Here is a 17,982-nt window from a genome sequence, read left to right as displayed (position 1 = left end):
CATACTTTATAGTCAAAGAAGTCTAAAATGGTTACAAGACAACCGAGTGCAAATAGCAATTAATACAAAGGCAGCAGTAGGCCTAGCGAGTTTAACAACGTGACGCTTTGTGACTCTTTATAAGTTCGCCGACTATAGTTCTTTGACTATATTACTCAAAGTAGCTAAATGCTCAAAGGATTTGGATACTTATTAATTCCCATGTGATTAATCCTCATGAAATCCTCCTACAACCTACCTGCAAAATAAGCTTTTTAGCGATTATTGCCCCGTGTCAATACGAACCAAGCGCACATTGCCATTAGCATCAACAGTACGGCGATAACCATCTTGCTTTTCAATGAGCTGACCAATGGTGTCACTGGATGTACTAGGGACTCTATTGTTTGAAGAAGGGTATTGCCGAAAGGAATTTTGAGTAGGCTGCACTTGTTGATTGCCCATAGCGCCATTACTCATAATTAAACGATAGAACTTCTGCCCTGCACGGCCGTCAGCAGGATACACACCTTGGCTGGTTTGATATTGCTGAATGGCAGTACGGGTATTGTCACCGATAATGCCATCAACCGCGCCTATATCATAACCTGCATTAAGTAAGGCCTGCTGAATCTCTTTAGCTTGCTTGCGGCTGATACCTGGATCGTCAGTTGGCCAAGCGGTGATAAAGTCTGTCTTATTACTATTCTCGCTTTCAATCAGATCTGACAAATGAGCAATGGCTAACGCGTAGTTTTCTGACGCATTGTACGAATAAAAGGTATCAAAGTTTTTGCCTACCAAAAATGCGGGACCATCCATACCTGCCGGTAATAATAAGCCTGCACGGTCTAAATCATATGGTAGTGGACGACCATCTGCTAAAGTAATACCTTGATTGCGCCAATGACTCATTGTTTTCTTATTTTTGCGACTGCTAGCGCCCCAAAACCCATCAGGGAGTTTTACCTCATATCCCCAAGGCTCGCCGCTACGATAGCCGCGATTTTTTAAGAAGTTTGCCGTAGAGGCCAGCGCATCAGGTTTACTATTAACTAAATCTCGGCGCCCATCGCCATCAAAGTCTACGGCTAAATCGAGGAAAGTACCGGGCATAAATTGTGTTTGCCCAAACGCACCCGCCCATGAGCCTTTCATATCACTGGGCGCAATATCGCCGTGTTGAACAATTCTAAGCGCGTTGGCAAACTCACCACGGAAGTAGGATTGACGACGATCGAAGCACGACAGCGTCGCCAAAGAGCTAAATAAATCTTTTTTACCTAAGGTCTGACCAAAGTTAGACTCAACACCCCACACACCTAACACGTGCTCCGCTTTAACGCCATATTGGGATTCAATACGGCGCAAGGTATCTGCCATTTCACGCTTAGCCTGAATACCATCTTCAACACGTTCTTTATCAACGAGTGACGACAGATAATCCCACACGTCTTTTTGAAACTCAGGCTGATAGTTGAGTGATTGAATCACGCTTGGGTCAGGGGCGGCAGGACGATAGTTGTTAAAGGTATAGCTATCTACATCAGCAAATTTACTCGAATTTTTTAATGAGTCTAAACATTGCTGGAACTCTGCATTAGATAAATAAGGCGCAGGTGGTTTGGCAGCTTGAGCACTGGTGGCAGCTAAAGCGAGTCCAATAGTAACGGCAGAGGTAATGGCAGTAAGACGCATACAGATCTTCCTTCAAAATAAATATTTACTAACTTTAATATAATCACAGAGGTAACTTAGCCTAGAGTAACTAAATTAGATTTTAAATTAAAGCGGTTGTGTTATTTGGTTACGATAAGATGACGTGCTGAGAGTTTGGAGTAGGATATAAAGTCGCCCATTAGAAAAGCGTATGCAATAGACTATTGTTTGAAACAATAAAAGCTAAAAGATAAAAAGCAAAAGACTAGCTTCTGCATATCTAGATTATCATGATTTGAATTATGCGTTAAAAAGGAGGTCTATTCTACATAACTTTGCTCGGCTCTCGTCCCTCGAGCAAAAGCAAAGCTTTGACCTCTTTATGGTATTTGCGGTAGGTTTTTTATAAGTCTCAATTATCTTTTCTAAAGCTTAGCTGTGGCTAATTTGTTTGCTCGCTTTTATGGGCTTGGCATTGGTATACTAAATCACCAAAAATTCAATTAATTAAAAGACGATTATGACCGACTCTAATACAAAAGCCGCAACTAATAATATCTCCCCTGTGAGTCAAACGCCTGATAGCATCTTAAAAGACAAGCTTGAGCAGCTTATCCCCGAAGCCTTTAAGGAGGGCAAGCTAAATATAGACACGCTAAAAGCCGTATTGGGTGACAACATACTTGCGCCAAACTTTGAATCCTATGGTCTCAACTGGGCAGGCAAGCATGAGGTGTATGGCGAGCTGAAAACGCCAACCAGTCAAACGCTTACACCGCAGCCTGATGAGTCAGTAGATTTTGATAGCACCCAAAACCTATTTATCGAGGGTGATAATCTGGCTGTCTTAAAAATACTGCAAAAAAGCTATTACAACCGCATCAAGATGATATATATCGACCCACCGTATAACACAGGTAATGATAGATTTATCTACCCTGATGACTTTAGCGAAAGCATTAAAGCTTATAAAGAGCGGGCAGGGCAGACCGATGATGAGGGCAACCTTACTCACAGCGATGGCATGCGCTCAAACCGTAAAGAGAACGGACAGTATCACAGTAATTGGTTAAATATGATGTATCCGCGCTTGGCATTGGCTAAAAACTTGCTGCGTGATGATGGGGTGATCTTTGTATCTATTGATGATAATGAAGTGGCTAATCTGCGGTTGTTGATGGATGAGATATTTGGGGAGGAAAATTTTGTTGCAAGTTTTATTTGGGAAAAGCGAACAAATAGAGAGAATAGAAAGGTAGTTTCTAATAGACATGATTATGTTTTATGTTATCGAAAACACGATTTACCAAATGAGAAACCTTTAAAACAGTTACCAATGACCAAGAAAGCATTATCTAGTTATAAGAATCCAGATAATGACCCAAGAGGATTATGGAAGTCAGATCCTGCTACAGCGCAGGCAGGTCATGCAACCAAAAGTCAGTTTTACGAACTTAAAGCTCCTAACGGAAAGATTCATCATTTACAGAGTGGTCGTTGTTGGCTTTATACCCAAAAAGAAATGAATGAAGCCATTAAAGACAACCGTATTTGGTTCGGCAAAGACGGTAACGGTGTTCCAAGGGTTAAAACATATTTAGAAGCTAAAGAAAGAGGCTTAACTCCAGAAAGTATCTTATTTTCAGAGTTAAATGGTACGAACGAATCAGCTAAAAACAACCTTAAAGAAATTTTCGATGGTGTCGCTGTTTTTAATACTCCTAAACCTGTTGAGTTGATGAAAACCCTTGTTCAAATGACAGATGATGAAAACGGAATATACTTAGACTTCTTTGCAGGTACTTCAGCTTTAGCTCAAGCAGTTATAGAACTGAATAGTGATGATGGCTATAAACGTAATTTTGTAATGGTACAAATTCCTGAAGCTATCGATTCAGATAGAATGAAAGATGCCTATGAATTCTGTATCGTAAACGATTTACCGCCAACCATCGCCGAGATATCCAAAGAACGTATCCGCCGAGCAGGTCAGCAGATATTAGCAGACAATCCCGACCTGAAAGATTCAAACCTAGATATTGGCTTTAAAGCCTACAAGCTTACTGACAGTAACTTTATCCCGTGGCAACAGCCAGACAGCTACGATGCCGATAGCTTACTGGCGCAACTTGAAAAACACGTCAATCCGATAGTAGAGGATGCGACCGATAGCGGACTCGTTACCGAGCTGATGCTAAAAGAGGGCTATCCGTTGACTGCTAATATTGAGCAAAAAGACGGTTATTATCTCGTCACTCAAGACAATTCAGCTGGTGTTAATAACGAGATAAATACGAACAGTACGACAACAGACGAGCTAATGACGCTAGCTGTGGTATTAAAAGATATGACCACTGAAAAAGCCAACCAAATTATCCAACTTGAACCTAGTAAAACCATTATTATCGACAATGCCTTTAGCGATGACGCCAACAAAGCCAATATTGTGTTGCAGTTTGAGGATGCAGGTATTTTGGTTGGGTGTGTTTAGGAGTTTAAAAATTATGGAAGAACAACAATCGCAATTAGTTATCTATCAAACACCAAATGGTGATACCCGATTAGATGTCCGTTTCTATGAAGAGACGGTATGGCTCACACAAAAACAAATGTCTGAGCTGTTTCAAACAACTACAGATAATATAGGTTTGCACTTAAAAAATATTTACAATGAGGGTGAATTGATAGAGACTTCAACTACCGAGGATTTCTTAGTAGTTCAAACGGAGGGCAGCAGACAAGTTAGAAGGCAGCTTAAACACTATAACTTAGACGCTATTATCTCTGTAGGCTATCGAGTGCAGAGTGTCACTGCTACCAAGTTTAGGCAGTGGGCTACTAAGCATTTGCGTGAATATTTGATAAAAGGTTTCGTTATGGATGATGAACGCTTAAAAAATCCAGACCTTCCTTTTGATTACTTTGATGAATTATTACGTCGTATTCAAGATATTCGGACAAGTGAACGACGTTTCTATCAAAAAATCACTGATATATATGCGACTAGCGTTGATTATGACCCAAACTCAGAGTTGAGTTTGATGTTTTTCAAAACAGTTCAAAATAAAATGCATTGGGCTATAACAGGGCATACTGCAGCGGAATTGGTCTATAAGCGAGCGGATGCTTCTAAGATAAATATGGGTCTAACAAGTTGGAGAGGAATGGATAAAGGTTACCTACCTAAAAAATCTGAGGTTAGTGTTGCTAAAAACTATTTAAATGAACAGGAGCTAGCAGCATTAAACAACTTAACTGAGCAATATTTAGTATTTGCTGAGAGTCAGGCTATGCGCCGAATACCAATGACTATGAAAGATTGGTTAACTAAATTAGACGGTTTTTTAACCTTGAATGATAGAGATATTTTAACGAATGCGGGCTCTATGTCTCATAAAGTAGCTAAAAAAACCGCAGAAAAGCAATATGAATTGTTCAAGCAAAATGAACTAGCAAAGCCTAAAGAAGTCGATAAACTACTTGCGGATATCAGTAGCAATACCAAAAAAATAAAGAAATAAGTATTTAAAATCGGAATGTAAAGTTTTGTAATCTAACTACCGAGTAATCCTCGGCAGTTCAAATTATACTAAATATTGATAATAATTTAAGTCGATGTCCCCACCATGATAACCCTAAACTTCGAGCCCAACCTAGAGCATCAAACCCACGCCATCAATGCCGTGGTAGACTTGTTTAATGGACAGTCCACCCAAGCGAGTGGCCTAAACGACAACTTTAACCTTACCCAGCCTTTGAATACAATAGACATTAATACAAGGACAGACAACTCGCAAGCTAGCCAAACTTCGATGAGCCAAGCTATCAACAGACAAGCCATCGACAGCCAAACTATTGCCAACCAGCGTATCATCAGTGATGAACAACTACTCGATAACATTCAATCTATTCAAAAAGCCAATGGTATAGAGCCCTCAAACCTACTCTTTGATGAAGAAGTAGAGTCAAAATCAGCAAAAAGCAAGCAAGTCATCAAATATGGTCTGCCTAAATACGGTATCAACGCCTCGATAGAGATGGAGACAGGCACAGGGAAAACCTACGTCTATTTGCGCAGTATTTTTGAGTTATACCAAAAATACGGCATGCGTAAATTTGTAATAGTTGTCCCATCAGTAGCGATACGAGAAGGGGTGCTTAAATCTATTGAAATGACAGAGCGTCATTTTGCAAATTTGTATAACAATACGCCCGTTAATGCCAGAGTCTATGACAGCAAAAAATTAAGCCTATTGCGAGACTTTGCCACCAGCAATGTATTGCAAATTCTGGTGATGAATATTGATGCCTTTGCCAAAGATGAAAACATCATCAACCAAGTACGTGAGCGAGGTATTGCTCCCATTGAATACATTCAAGCCAGTCATCCCATCGTCATTGTGGACGAACCACAAAACATGGAAACGCAAAAGCGTCTTGATGCCATTGCCAGTTTAAACCCGCTGATTACTTTGCGCTATTCAGCAACACATAAATACAGCCGTCATCTACTTTATAGCTTAAATCCTGTTAAAGCCTACGATGCAGGACTGGTCAAGCAGATAGAAGTCGATTCTGTTATGTCGCAAGATAAGTTTAATGACGCTTATATTGAGCTATTAGACATTGTTCCCAAAAAGACCAAAATCACTGCAAAAATTAGCGTCTATGCCAATGTCAAAGGGGTGGTTAAGAAAAAAACCATCAGTATCAGTGATAATGATGATCTTTATAAAAAAACAGGACGTGAAATTTATGCCAATGGCTATGTCGTTGCAGGTATTAATGCCGTCGATGGCTATATAGAGTTCAGCAACGGGTCACTGGTTCAGTTAGGTCAACAGCTTGGCGGTATGAATGATAGTGTCATGCGTTATCAAATAGAGCGCACCATTGAGGCGCATCTAGATAAACAGCGCAAACTATTGCCAAAAGGTATCAAAGTATTGTCGTTATTCTTTATCGATAGGGTGGATAACTATCTGCAAAATATCGCATCAGATGAGGGTAGTGCAAGTTATGCACGTACAGGTAAGTTTGCAAAATGGTTTGAAGCGTTATACCAAACTATATTAAACAAACCAAAATATAGCGACCTAAAACAACAGTTAGTAACTCTTTATCAGACGGACACTAGCGGTATTCATAACGGTTATTTTTCAGTAGATAGCAAGGGCAGAGCCAAAGATACCTCTGGTACGACCAAAGCAGATGATGATACGTATAGCCTAATTATGAAAGATAAAGAGAAACTGCTGGATTTAGCAAATCCATTACAGTTTATTTTTAGTCATTCTGCGTTGCGGGAAGGGTGGGATAACCCAAATGTATTTCAAATATGTACGTTAAACGAAACCAAGTCGACACTAAAAAAACGTCAAGAAATAGGGCGAGGGTTACGTTTGTGTGTTGGTGCAGATGGCAATCGAGTATATGATAAGCAGGTAAATATTCTTACCGTTATCGCTAATGAAAGCTATGAAGACTTTGCTAAAAACTTGCAAAACGAGATAGCAGAAGACTACGGTATCGAGTTTAAAAATCGTATTAAAAACCAAGCTGATAAAAAAGAAGTCACCTATCGCAAAGGCTTTACACTTGATGAAAACTTTAAGTCTATTTGGGAGCTGATTAAACATCAAACTCAATACCAAGTTAAGTTCGATACTAACGAGTTGATAGATGCAGTGAGTTATGAGTTAAAAAATATGGAAGCGGTAAATCCACCGCAACTATCTGCAACTAAAATGCGCTTACAAATTAGTGATGATGGAATTGATAGTAGCGTCGTTGCTGTGAATAGTCGTCAGCACAAATATCAAGTTGAGCAAACGACAGATTTAAATGATCAAAAACCAGACGAACATCAATCTGATTCTGTTATCAGTCAATGGCAACTACCCGACGTATTAACTTATCTAGCCAGACATACGAAGCTAACGAGACAAACCTTATTGCAAATTTTGCATCAAAGTGGACGCATTGGTGATTTGTTAATCAATCCTCAGCTGTTTTTGGACAGAGTTGTGGCAATCATTAAGCAAACCCAAACTAACTTGATGGTACAAGGTATCGAGTATCGTAGAAATGGTAGAAGCTATGCGCAGCGATTGATTGAAAGCTTAGAGCATCAACACTCCGTAGTATACGATAGTGATTATCACTTTGAGGTCAATGATACGACTAAAACTATTTTTGAAAATCTTATTCCACTTGACTCTAATACCGAACATCAATTTGCTAAAGATTGCGAAAGCATGGAGAATGTTCGATTTTACTTTAAACTACCAAATTGGTTCAAAATTAATACACCAGTAGGTACTTATAATCCCGATTGGGCAGTGGTGAAAGAAGATGAGGCAGGGATAAGCCAGTTGTATTTTGTCGCTGAAACCAAAAATACAGGGGGTAAAAGCGCCACAGGTCAGGCAGTGGATATTAGCAAATTACCTATGCCTCAACAGCAACGTATTCAATGTGGTAAAGCTCATTTTAAAGCTCTGGAAAATGAGGTGCAGTATAAGGTTGTGGAGAGGGTAGCGCAGTTGTAGAAGCTTAGCTCCGTTGCACCCAAACCCCCATCTCCCAAGCCTCACCCGCACCCAACTCAACCACATCCAAATGCGCATTAGCCGTCTCGATACACAGCATACGCTGATAATCGTCATCGGCAAACTGGCTGATTTGTTTTGATTTCTCAATCCAAGGATTCCACACCACCGTACTATTGCTACCCTCGGCATGAAGATGATACGTTTGCGTTTGCGTGTTTAAAGTAATATCTGGAGCACCATGATAAATACGGTCAACTTCGCTTCCAAAAGTGATATCACCCTGTTGGGTCTTAGTTTGCCAACCCTCGGTTAGCGTATCACTGTAATTTATACCATCAAAGCCACTAACCGTGGTTTGAGTGATGTCCTCAGTAGGCAGATAAGAATGCAGGGCTTGCGAAAAAGTAACGGATTTACCGCTGTTATTTTGAGTAATTAACGAGATTGCAAATCCAGTAGCGCTAAATTCAAATTTAACTTTAAGGTCCAGATGCGGCGTGGTAATACAACCAGCCGAGTCAGTTTGTTTGAGCTTTAGAACAAGCTGAGATGCTGGGTGGTGATTTAAGTTTCCTTTATTAGACGCATCAAACGTTTCAAAGCTATCCATTTCAAAAATTTGAGTACGAGCATAACCGTGTTGACTTAAATTATAAGCACAGTCTTTAAAACTATCCTGTACGGATTGAGGATTAGCATCAAACTGCCCGAATACAGGCCAGCAGATAGGAACGCCGCCTCGAACTGACTCACCCTGTTGATATTCGGCTTGTTCGCTTACCCACAACCAGTTGTCTAGAGAATTTATGGAGCAGCTTTTATTATTAACTTCAGCGTCATCCTTTAAGCCGTCTTCTAACCCGTCTTCATCAACTTTATTAGTAGAAAAATGAATCAGCTGAGCACCTTGCAACAACACCACAGCTCGATAGCCCTTACCCGTAATGGTCACTGAGTCAAGCTCATCTATTTTATGATGTTGCAGTTGTACATTGGGAAGGGATGTTTGGGTAGCCATACAACCTCTTTTAAGTAGGTATTAAGGGGTTTGATTAAGTACTTAGTCTTAGCGTCTAATAGTTTGCAAGTATAGTGGGTAGTAAGTTTAGCGGTGTGTGAATTTAGTGGTTAAAACCCAAGCGATATTTAAATAGGGTTTAGCTTTTGTAGTGAGCGCTGGCGCTTGCTGTTCTTCTGCTATAACGATGGTATAACTGTCTGCATAGTACGAATGTATCTTAGCCTTAGTGATAAAAAAGGGAGGACCAGATATTTTGTCATATTTATCTTCAAACTGATCCCCCAAACCAAAGGTTAATAATAATTGATCTGCACATTTCGTTATAGACATTAACTGTTGGGTATACCGTACTCGTAGCGAATGATTGTTTAAAGCGTCTGCACCGTTATCCGGCAGAGCGACTAGCGCTGCTCGATCATAAATAGCATCGACCTGACCAATATCTTGAGCCGTCAATTTGAAAATATCAGCCACCCAGATAGTAATGGTTTGACCCCCATAGCTTCCTTCATACATTTTGATATCAGGATGTTTGGGATGTTGGGTAATAGACGAAACAATGGCATTTTCTTCAAAAAACTCAACTACTGCCGTTTCAATTAGCTCAACACCCACAACATCATAGCATTGCTCTGCTAGCCAAACCATATCAATGCTTTTGCCGCACAATGGCACTAAAACTCGGCTCTTAGGCGCAAGGTCAAGCGTTGAAAAGTGTGTAGTAAGTAGTGAATTTGGCTCCGATTGATTAAAGCCTATTTGTTTACTTTGCCATTTATCTTGCCAAAAGTCAGGAGTCATATTGGGGCTCTTATTATATTGGTATAGGGTTTAAGGGTATTAAACGATTCTTTTTAATTGTACCGAATTTTGATAAGTATAGGGCTAATTATAAGGTCAAAAAAAAGGCTGGCGTTACTATCAATAACCCCAGCCTTTAACGATAATAGTAGTAACTTATTTCACCAGATACTGCTTAAATTCTTTACGCAATTTACCCAGCTTTGGTGGAATGACCGCTTGGCAATAGCCTTGCGTTGGGTTTTTATTGAAGTAGTCTTGATGATAATCTTCGGCTTCATAGAATTCTTCTGCCGGATGTACTTCGGTGACGATATCCAATCCCATGTCACGCAGTTTGTTGATAGTACGGTCGATGGTTGGCTTTTGAGCCTCTTCATCGGTATAAAATACCACTGAACGATATTGAGGCCCCACATCGTTACCTTGACGGTTTAATGTTGTGGGATCATGGGTCGCAAAGAAAATATCCAAAACCACTTCTAAAGGAATGACAGAGTCATCAAAATCTACGCGAACCACTTCGGCATGTTCTGTACTGCCTGAGCACACGTCTCTATAATTGGCAGAGGTGGCATCGCCGCCCATGTAGCCTGAGGTTACTTTTTGCACCCCTTTTACAGATAAAAAAACTGACTCGGTACACCAAAAGCAGCCGCCACCTAGAATAATTGATTGCATGGTTGTGTCCTTTTTATTCGAATTTATACCCTAATCTTAGCAAACCATAATCTTAAGATAAGTTAAAAATAGTAATGATATAATACAGCCTGTTCAAAATTTGATAAGAGAGCTTAAATGTCAAATACTGCTGATACCAACCTAAATCGCGACCCCAATCAACATACTGAGACCATAGTCTACGACCAAGTATTCACCACACCGCTAGACAAAGCAGCGCGTTTTTCATTCGATGAGCAAGTTGTGGCTTGTTTTCCAGATATGATTCGTCGCAGTGTGCCAGGCTATGGTCAGATGTTGGCTATGTTGCCGATATTTGCCAAGCGTCACTGCCAGTTTGGTCAAGTGACTACGCAAGGCAAACGGGTCAGCCGAGTCTATGATTTGGGCTGCTCGTTAGGTGGAGCCACGATGGCGCTGCTAAATGAGTCAGGTGGTTTTGACTCTGATGAGCTGCAAATTAAAGCAGTAGATATCTCTCCTGCCATGACTGAAAATGCGCAAGTGCTGCTCAAAGAAAATTATCCAAACCATGATATTGAGGTAATAACGGCAGATATTCGCGAGCTTGAGTTTGAACCATGTGATATGGTGATTCTAAACCTAACTTTACAGTTTTTACCGCCCGAAGATAGAAAGCAAGTGCTGCAATCAGTATTCGATGCACTAAATGAGGGCGGCATTTTGGTATTAACCGAAAAAAATCACACGGGAGATGAGCAAGATGATGCTTGGCTGGTTGAGCGTTATTATGATTTTAAACGTGCTAATGGCTACAGCGAGCTTGAAATTAGTGGCAAACGTAATGCATTAGAGAATGTGCTGATAACGGACACTTTAAATCAACACCATCAACGCTTAAAACAGGTTGGATTTAGGCGTAGTTTAACCTGGTTTCAGTTTTTAAACTTTGCGTCTATGGTGGCTTTTAAATGATTCACTACATTACCGGTGGAGAGCGATCCGGTAAAAGCAGCTTTGCACTAAGCTTAGCTGAAAAGGTGAGTGATACCCCTTATTATGTAGCAACCTCTCGTGTGCTAGATGATAACTTTGCTAAGCGGGTTCAGCGCCATATCGATGATAGGACCAAGTCAATTAATCAGTGGACTACTATTGAGGCGGATTTGAATTTAGCTAATGCTTTAAAAGACTATTTTAATAACAATAGCAGTGTTTCAGAACAAAGCTTTGATAAAAAGCAGCATAGCCAGCCGCTAGCCATTGTTATTGATTGCGTTACGCTATGGCTAACCAATTACGTCATGGATTACCAGTACGATATAGACGAGTGTATAACTTTAGCCAAACATGAGATTAATCTCTTGGTCGATTTTGCCAGCCAGCACAACGCCACACTTTTTATCATCTCTAATGAAATCGGCATGAGCTTACATGCCAGCTCCCCTGAAGGCCGCAAGTTTGTATCATTACAAGGCTGGATCAATCAGTATTTGGCGCAAGTGGCGGATAAAGCAACTTTGGTTGTATCAGGATTGCCGGTTAGTTTGAAGGGTGGTATAAGATAAAGCTATGCACACAATCCCATTTTCACTTGAACAAAAAATGCATCAAGTTATCACCGAAAAGTTGAGTCTAAAAGACTTTGAACAGTGGCTATATCAAAATGACGAGCTAGAGTTTTCAAGTCCAAATTTATATTTTGAACTTATTTCTTTTGATTATAGTAATAAATTCAGTCTTAAAGCATTTCAACTTAATTTTTCAAAATATTTTGGTTTTCACAAGTTTGAAGCAGAACGAATCAAAGAAATTCTATTGACGATTATTGATCGTAAAAATAACTATGGGCATGCTATTTGGATGACGTATGAGCTGTATGAATGTGGTTATCTTTTCTTTAGAAGGTTAGGGTTACAGAGTGGATTGTGCTTTGCAGGTGATTCAGGATACTTTTCAATGGAGAAATGCAACCAAATTATAGATAAATTCTATCCTAAAATCTTTATTGATTCTAAAAATGCTTTAAGTTGGTTTGAGAATAATAAAATTATATTCAAAGATAAAAAGATTCAATATGGAGAAGGGTTTGAATATGAAGATTATCGAAATAAGGTTGAGATTAAACAAGGTGATTTACCAAATGATCATGTTAATGGATTAAGATGATTCTTGAAAAGAATAGTTTTATTATTACTAGTTTTATAACATAGATAAAAAAATCAAAAACCTAAACCTTAAATTTTCAACCTCACAAAACTTATTTATTAGCGATTTAAATTTCTATGTCTAACCAAACCCCAACCAACACCCCAAAAAATACTATCGAAACCGCCGAACGTGAACTCTACCTTGCACTTATTCAGCGAGCTCAGTATCGTCCGATTGCTAATGAATGGTTAGCAAACTTACCAAAATGGCTTAGCGATATTAAAGACAAACGTCGCAATGCCCATGCACCTGCTTACCTGTCGTCAGTGGAAAACCTACCTCCGCTAGATATTAAAAATGTAGATTTAAATAGTGATGTGTTGACCATTAATACGCAATTATCAGACGGTCACAACAAACAAATAACCGCACTGATGAAGCAGCTGATGCCGTGGCGCAAAGGTCCGTTTCAAATTGGTACAGGTGACAATGCGGTATTTATCGATACCGAATGGCACAGTGACTGGAAGTGGAATCGTATCGCACCTCATATCGGTACGCTTGAAGATCGTTATGTACTGGACGTAGGCGGCGGTTCAGGCTATCACGGATGGCGCATGGCAGGGATGGGTGCCAAACAAGTCATTATTATTGATCCCTCTTGTTTGTTTTATAATCAATTTATGGCAATTCGTCATTTTGTGGGCGGCTTTGATGCGGATACCGATGATGATAAGACAGGGGTTGGCTACCGTACTCACTATATACCGGTAGGTTTAGAAGAATTACCGTCAAGCTCAGATCAGGGCAATCAATTGTTTGATACCGTGTTTTGTATGGGGGTGTTATACCATCGCCAATCCCCGTTTGAGCATCTCAATCAATTAAAAAACCAATTAATCAATGGTGGACAGTTAATATTAGAGACACTGGTCATTGAAGGGGATGCTAATACGGTATTGGTGCCACACAATCGCTATGCCAAAATGAATAATGTGTATTTTATCCCTTCCGTGGCTGCGTTAATTGGCTGGCTAGAAAAAGTAGGATTTAGGGAGGTGACATGTGTCGATGTTGATGTGACCTCAATAGAGGAGCAGCGAGCCACAGATTGGATGAATTATCAGTCGTTAAGCGATTTCTTAGACCCTAACGATCCTACCAAAACCGTAGAAGGTTATCCAGCTCCGATGCGAGCAACACTGATAGCGACTAAGTAGATAATCATCTATTAAGTCATAATCACCCCGTCACTAATTAATTGTTTATTTAGTAAATTCATTAAATTTTCTTAATGTAGCCTGCCTAGATTGGTTATGATAATAATCATGACTCATGTCTGTTAATAACAATCCGCAAATAATTTAAATAAGGCTATAAGGCTATATGGCTATGTTTACTGTCAATTTTAAATCTAAATTACTATTAAACATTGGCGTAATAGGAATCGTAGGGTTGGCAACGTCGCCTGCATCAGCAATGGAACCTTATGGCGATCCTTTTACAGGTAGTGGTTTTGTCAATCAGGACTGGCAGGTAGTCTGTGATAATACATTGACCTGCCGTGCCGCAGGATATGCTGATGAAAGCCACTATGATAGGCCAGCATCCATTATGATTACGGTTGATCCAATGCAATCCGAAGCGACTGCGCAATTAAACTTTTATTCAGAAAGTGAAAATGGCTTAAATATTGATGCACCAACATTATGGTTAAATGATAAAAATTATGGGGCTATCGGATCTGAATTTACCTTAAATACTCAACAAACAAATGCATTAGTTAAACTAGCTCGTCAGAATGCAGAAATTGAGATTAAAGCTAGTAATCTCGTCTGGAGGATTAGCGACAAAGGTATGGCTTCGGTATTACTCAAAATCGACGAGGTCCAAGGTCGAGTCGGTACGCCGTTGGCATTAGTGAGTAAAAATAATCCAAACCTTCAAACACCAGAAACCATGGAATCTATGCCAATTATCGTAAAGGGACATTCGTATCCAGAAGCGCTTAATAAAAAATTAGACCCAAAGTTGTTGACATATTTTCAAAACAACATTGATCATTGGGTTATATCGAGCATGACGGAAGGGGATGCTTCAGATTGTGAAGCCTTGAGTGGCAATGACTCATGGTATGACGACACTGAGAGTAGAGAGTGGATATTTTTACCTATAAATAACCAAAAAACATTAGCTAAGCATTTGTGCTGGCGCGCTGCATATAACCAAGGTGATGGCTATTGGCTGATTGATAATGAAAGACCTAGTAAACCCCAGCTTATCACGACGTCAGGCAGTTATTATGCCGATGGTGAGATTTTATCGGCTCATAAAGGTCGAGGTTTAGGTGATTGTTGGGGACTAACAAAATGGCAATGGAATGGGGATACATTCATTCAGTCATATAAAGCAACTACAGGGCTGTGTCGCGGCTTTGCTGGTGGGGCATGGGAGCTACCAACTTATGTTAGTCAGGTCATTGACAACACAAATAGATAACTAAAGACGGCACGGACTAAAAAAACACAAAAATAAGGGAAAGCAGATGTTATATATACTACGTCATGAATAAATAAGTCTGTTACAAGACCCATTTTTCAAAGACAATCTCTAGTACTATTTTTAGTAAGAATCCTACAAAGCCTGCACCAAGCGCTAAGAAAATCCAAAACGTTCCCGCCCGTCCTGCATCAGACTTCTTTGAGATGTCCCACATAATGAAAAACAGAAAAGCAATAAATATGGGCAGTAAAACATACAAGCCCCAATTGGTGACAGTTTCAGCAGAAATAGCGAAGACAGTGGCAATCATAAGTACATTCCATTATGAATATTTATAATAAGTGATGAGCCTTAATAGGCAATGTGGGCAAAGGCACCTAAAAATAAGCCTAACATAGTTATAAGACAGCTAAGCATAGGTGCATTAGATAAGTAAGTATAGGTACATCGAATTTTTGTTAGTGCTTATTTTGAGTTGTCTCTATTAAGTGCTATCTATTATAGAGCACAGTCGCCATATAATGCTATGAAGTGGAAAAAAGTATAACAAATCAACAAACAACGAATTTTATGGAAAAATTAGCCAATCCTTGATATATTAAAGGGTTGCTCAAATATGTTCAAAATAAAACTATTTAAGTTTAGGTGAATTTTAGTAAAAAGACCTATTTTAAAAAATACATATTAAATAATGTGAGCAGTATCATAAATGCCATGCCGTATTAGGCACTAGTTATGACTACTATGTATTGTTATGAAGAAATCCCCATTAGTATTTAGCGTTAAACCTCAGTCTATTAAACTTTAGAGTTCATAAAATTATGTCGCAAGCTCAAATTGATGAAATATTTTCCTTATTAGATAATGCAGCCAATGTTCTAATTGAGCAGGGTATATTGCCAAACAATTGGCAGAATAACAGTCAGATTACACGCAGTAAAAGCCCTGAGCATGGTGATTATGCCAGTAATATCGCTTTAACTGCGGCTAAAGCGGCCAAAACAAATCCTCGCACGCTTGCTGAGCAGTTGACGACAGCTTTACCAAAAAATGACAGTATTGCAAAGCTAGAAGTAGCAGGCCCTGGATTTATTAATATCTTTTTAAACGCCGATGCTAAATTTGCGGTGTTAGACGCTATTTTTGCCAAAAATGAGCGTTATGGTTTAACAGATGAATTCGCCGATAAAAAAATCCAAATAGAGTTTGTCTCCGCTAACCCAACTTCAAGTCTGCATGTCGGGCATGGACGTGGTGCTGCCTTTGGCATGAGTGTGGCTAATTTACTTGAAGCAGTGGGTTATAACGTAACGCGCGAGTATTATGTGAATGATGCAGGCCGTCAGATGGATATCCTGGCGGTCAGTACTTATCTGCGTTATTTAGAATTAAATGGCGAACAGGTGCATTTCCCAGTTGGTGGTTATCAAGGGGACTACGTTACCGAAATTGCGCAAACGTTAAAAACGCAACAAACTGATGCATACGTGCACTCTTATGCTGACACCATCAGTTTAAATGCGCCTGAAGATGAAGTCTCAAAGCTTAATGATTCAGGTGAAAAAGAAGTTGTTTCTGGCGATAAGAATGCGCATATAGACGCCATTATTGCTAATAGTAAAGCAGCGCTTGGGGAGGATTATGAGATTTTCTTAAATGCTGCATTAAGTGAGATTTTAGGTGATATTAAAGATGATCTTAATGACTTTGGGGTGCGCTTCGAGCGCTGGTTTAGTGAAAAGTCTATCGCTGATGAGATTGAACCAGTACTTGCAGAGCTAGATGACAAAGGCTATTTGTACGAAAAAGATGGCAATACTTGGTTTAAATCAACAGAATTTGGCGATGAGAAAGACCGAGTGGTGCGCCGTGCCAATGGATTAACCACTTATTTTGCCTCGGATATTGCTTATCACAAAAATAAATTCGAGCGTGGCTTTGATACCGTGGTAAACGTTTGGGGCGCTGATCATCATGGTTATATCGCCCGTGTTCATGCTGCATTGACGGCCTTAGGTATTGATGAAAAACGTTTAGACATTATCTTGGTTCAGTTTGTGGCATTGTGGCGCGGGGATGAAAAAATCCAAATGTCCTCACGCTCAGGAAAGTTTGTAACATTGCGTGAGCTTCGTGATGAGGTCGGTAATGACGCCGCTCGTTTTTATTATGTGGCGCGTAAGCCTGAGGTACATATCGACTTTGATTTAGAATTGGCAAAATCTCAAAGTAAAGACAATGCCGTTTATTACATTCAATATGCACATGCTCGGGTTTGTAGCGTACTAGAAAAATTGTCTGAAAAAGGTTTTGATGTTGATGATGTGAGTGGTGCAAGTCATCAAGCTTTGTTATCTAGCGATGCTGAAAGTGAGCTCATTAAGCTTTTGGCAGCGTATCCTGCGACTTTAAAACGTGCAGCAATCGGTTATGACCCCCACGTATTGACCAATTATCTCAAAGATTTGGCATCATTATTTCATGGGTGGTATAACGACAATCGTATTTTACCAGTCAGTATTATTGCCGGTGAAACACCTACCGAGGATGAGCTAAACTTAATGCAAGCTCGCTTAAGACTGTCAAAAGCGGTGCGTCAAGTACTGGCAAACGGTCTAAGTTTATTAGGGTTGTCTGCACCCTCTAGTATGTAAGTCGCTTTTATAAAATGTT

General features: G+C 39.7%; 14 protein-coding genes. 9 read left to right on the top strand and 5 right to left on the bottom strand.

Translation table 11 applies throughout. The annotated features are described in order from the left end of the window. Positions 1-261: 261 nt before the first annotated feature. Entirely contained in the window at positions 262-1,677 is a 1,416-nt protein-coding gene (locus tag AC21OH_RS09485) for a lytic murein transglycosylase (RefSeq protein WP_487369955.1), read from the bottom strand. Positions 1,678-2,158: 481 nt separating this feature from the next. Here AC21OH_RS09485 and AC21OH_RS09480 point away from each other — a divergent pair, with 481 nt between their 5' ends. The 3 genes from AC21OH_RS09480 (at position 2,159) to AC21OH_RS09470 (ending at position 8,189) form a co-directional block, all read left to right on the top strand. After that, positions 2,159-4,129, top strand: a complete 1,971-nt coding sequence (locus AC21OH_RS09480) for a site-specific DNA-methyltransferase (RefSeq protein WP_487369954.1) — start codon at positions 2,159-2,161, stop codon at positions 4,127-4,129. Positions 4,130-4,142: 13 nt separating this feature from the next. Next, positions 4,143-5,159: a virulence RhuM family protein gene (locus AC21OH_RS09475; protein WP_486536026.1), complete on the top strand. Its 1,017-nt coding sequence runs from the start codon at positions 4,143-4,145 to the stop codon at positions 5,157-5,159. Positions 5,160-5,264: 105 nt separating this feature from the next. Further along, entirely contained in the window at positions 5,265-8,189 is a 2,925-nt protein-coding gene (locus AC21OH_RS09470) for a restriction endonuclease (RefSeq protein WP_487369953.1), read from the top strand. 4 nt (positions 8,190-8,193) lie between these two features. Here AC21OH_RS09470 and AC21OH_RS09465 read toward each other — a convergent pair whose 3' ends face one another. The 3 genes from AC21OH_RS09465 to msrA all read right to left on the bottom strand — a co-directional run bounded on the left by AC21OH_RS09465 (position 8,194) and on the right by msrA (position 10,695). After that, positions 8,194-9,210, bottom strand: a complete 1,017-nt coding sequence (locus AC21OH_RS09465) for a D-hexose-6-phosphate mutarotase (protein ID WP_487369952.1) — start codon at positions 9,208-9,210, stop codon at positions 8,194-8,196. A gap of 87 nt (positions 9,211-9,297) precedes the next feature. After that, positions 9,298-10,014 carry a class I SAM-dependent methyltransferase gene (locus AC21OH_RS09460; protein WP_487369951.1) on the bottom strand — a complete coding sequence of 239 codons (717 nt, stop codon included), beginning with the start codon at positions 10,012-10,014 and terminating at the stop codon, positions 9,298-9,300. A gap of 156 nt (positions 10,015-10,170) precedes the next feature. Continuing rightward, complete coding sequence (gene msrA / locus AC21OH_RS09455; protein ID WP_487369950.1) at positions 10,171-10,695, bottom strand: peptide-methionine (S)-S-oxide reductase MsrA; 525 nt, start codon at positions 10,693-10,695, stop codon at positions 10,171-10,173. A 117-nt stretch (positions 10,696-10,812) separates the two neighbouring features. Between msrA and cmoA the strand changes: the two genes are divergently transcribed. The 5 genes from cmoA to AC21OH_RS09430 all read left to right on the top strand — a co-directional run bounded on the left by cmoA (position 10,813) and on the right by AC21OH_RS09430 (position 15,306). Further along, positions 10,813-11,631: a carboxy-S-adenosyl-L-methionine synthase CmoA gene (cmoA, locus tag AC21OH_RS09450; RefSeq protein ID WP_487369949.1), complete on the top strand. Its 819-nt coding sequence runs from the start codon at positions 10,813-10,815 to the stop codon at positions 11,629-11,631. After that, positions 11,628-12,224 (top strand): bifunctional adenosylcobinamide kinase/adenosylcobinamide-phosphate guanylyltransferase, encoded by a 597-nt coding sequence (locus AC21OH_RS09445; protein WP_487369948.1) that lies wholly within the window; start codon positions 11,628-11,630, stop codon positions 12,222-12,224. Before cmoA ends, AC21OH_RS09445 begins: the two co-directional genes overlap by 4 nt. A gap of 4 nt (positions 12,225-12,228) precedes the next feature. Beyond that, on the top strand, positions 12,229-12,825 hold the full coding sequence (locus AC21OH_RS09440) for a hypothetical protein (RefSeq protein WP_487369947.1): 597 nt from the start codon (positions 12,229-12,231) through the stop codon (positions 12,823-12,825). Positions 12,826-12,941: 116 nt separating this feature from the next. Further along, positions 12,942-14,027 (top strand): tRNA 5-methoxyuridine(34)/uridine 5-oxyacetic acid(34) synthase CmoB, encoded by a 1,086-nt coding sequence (gene cmoB, locus AC21OH_RS09435; RefSeq protein WP_487369946.1) that lies wholly within the window; start codon positions 12,942-12,944, stop codon positions 14,025-14,027. 166 nt (positions 14,028-14,193) lie between these two features. Then, positions 14,194-15,306: a DUF1176 domain-containing protein gene (locus AC21OH_RS09430; RefSeq protein ID WP_491139602.1), complete on the top strand. Its 1,113-nt coding sequence runs from the start codon at positions 14,194-14,196 to the stop codon at positions 15,304-15,306. Between the two features lie 82 nt (positions 15,307-15,388). On the opposite strand, the gene AC21OH_RS09425 is transcribed toward AC21OH_RS09430, so the two are convergent. Continuing rightward, on the bottom strand, positions 15,389-15,619 hold the full coding sequence (locus AC21OH_RS09425; protein WP_486536036.1) for a DUF2788 domain-containing protein: 231 nt from the start codon (positions 15,617-15,619) through the stop codon (positions 15,389-15,391). 511 nt (positions 15,620-16,130) lie between these two features. Between AC21OH_RS09425 and argS the strand changes: the two genes are divergently transcribed. After that, entirely contained in the window at positions 16,131-17,963 is a 1,833-nt protein-coding gene (argS, locus tag AC21OH_RS09420) for an arginine--tRNA ligase (RefSeq protein WP_487369944.1), read from the top strand. Positions 17,964-17,982 lie beyond the last annotated feature (19 nt).

The organism is Psychrobacter sp. CX10 (assembly GCF_057621575.2).
The sequence above is the reverse complement of the archived record's forward strand: the minus strand, read 5'-3'. Positions and strand labels throughout refer to the sequence as shown.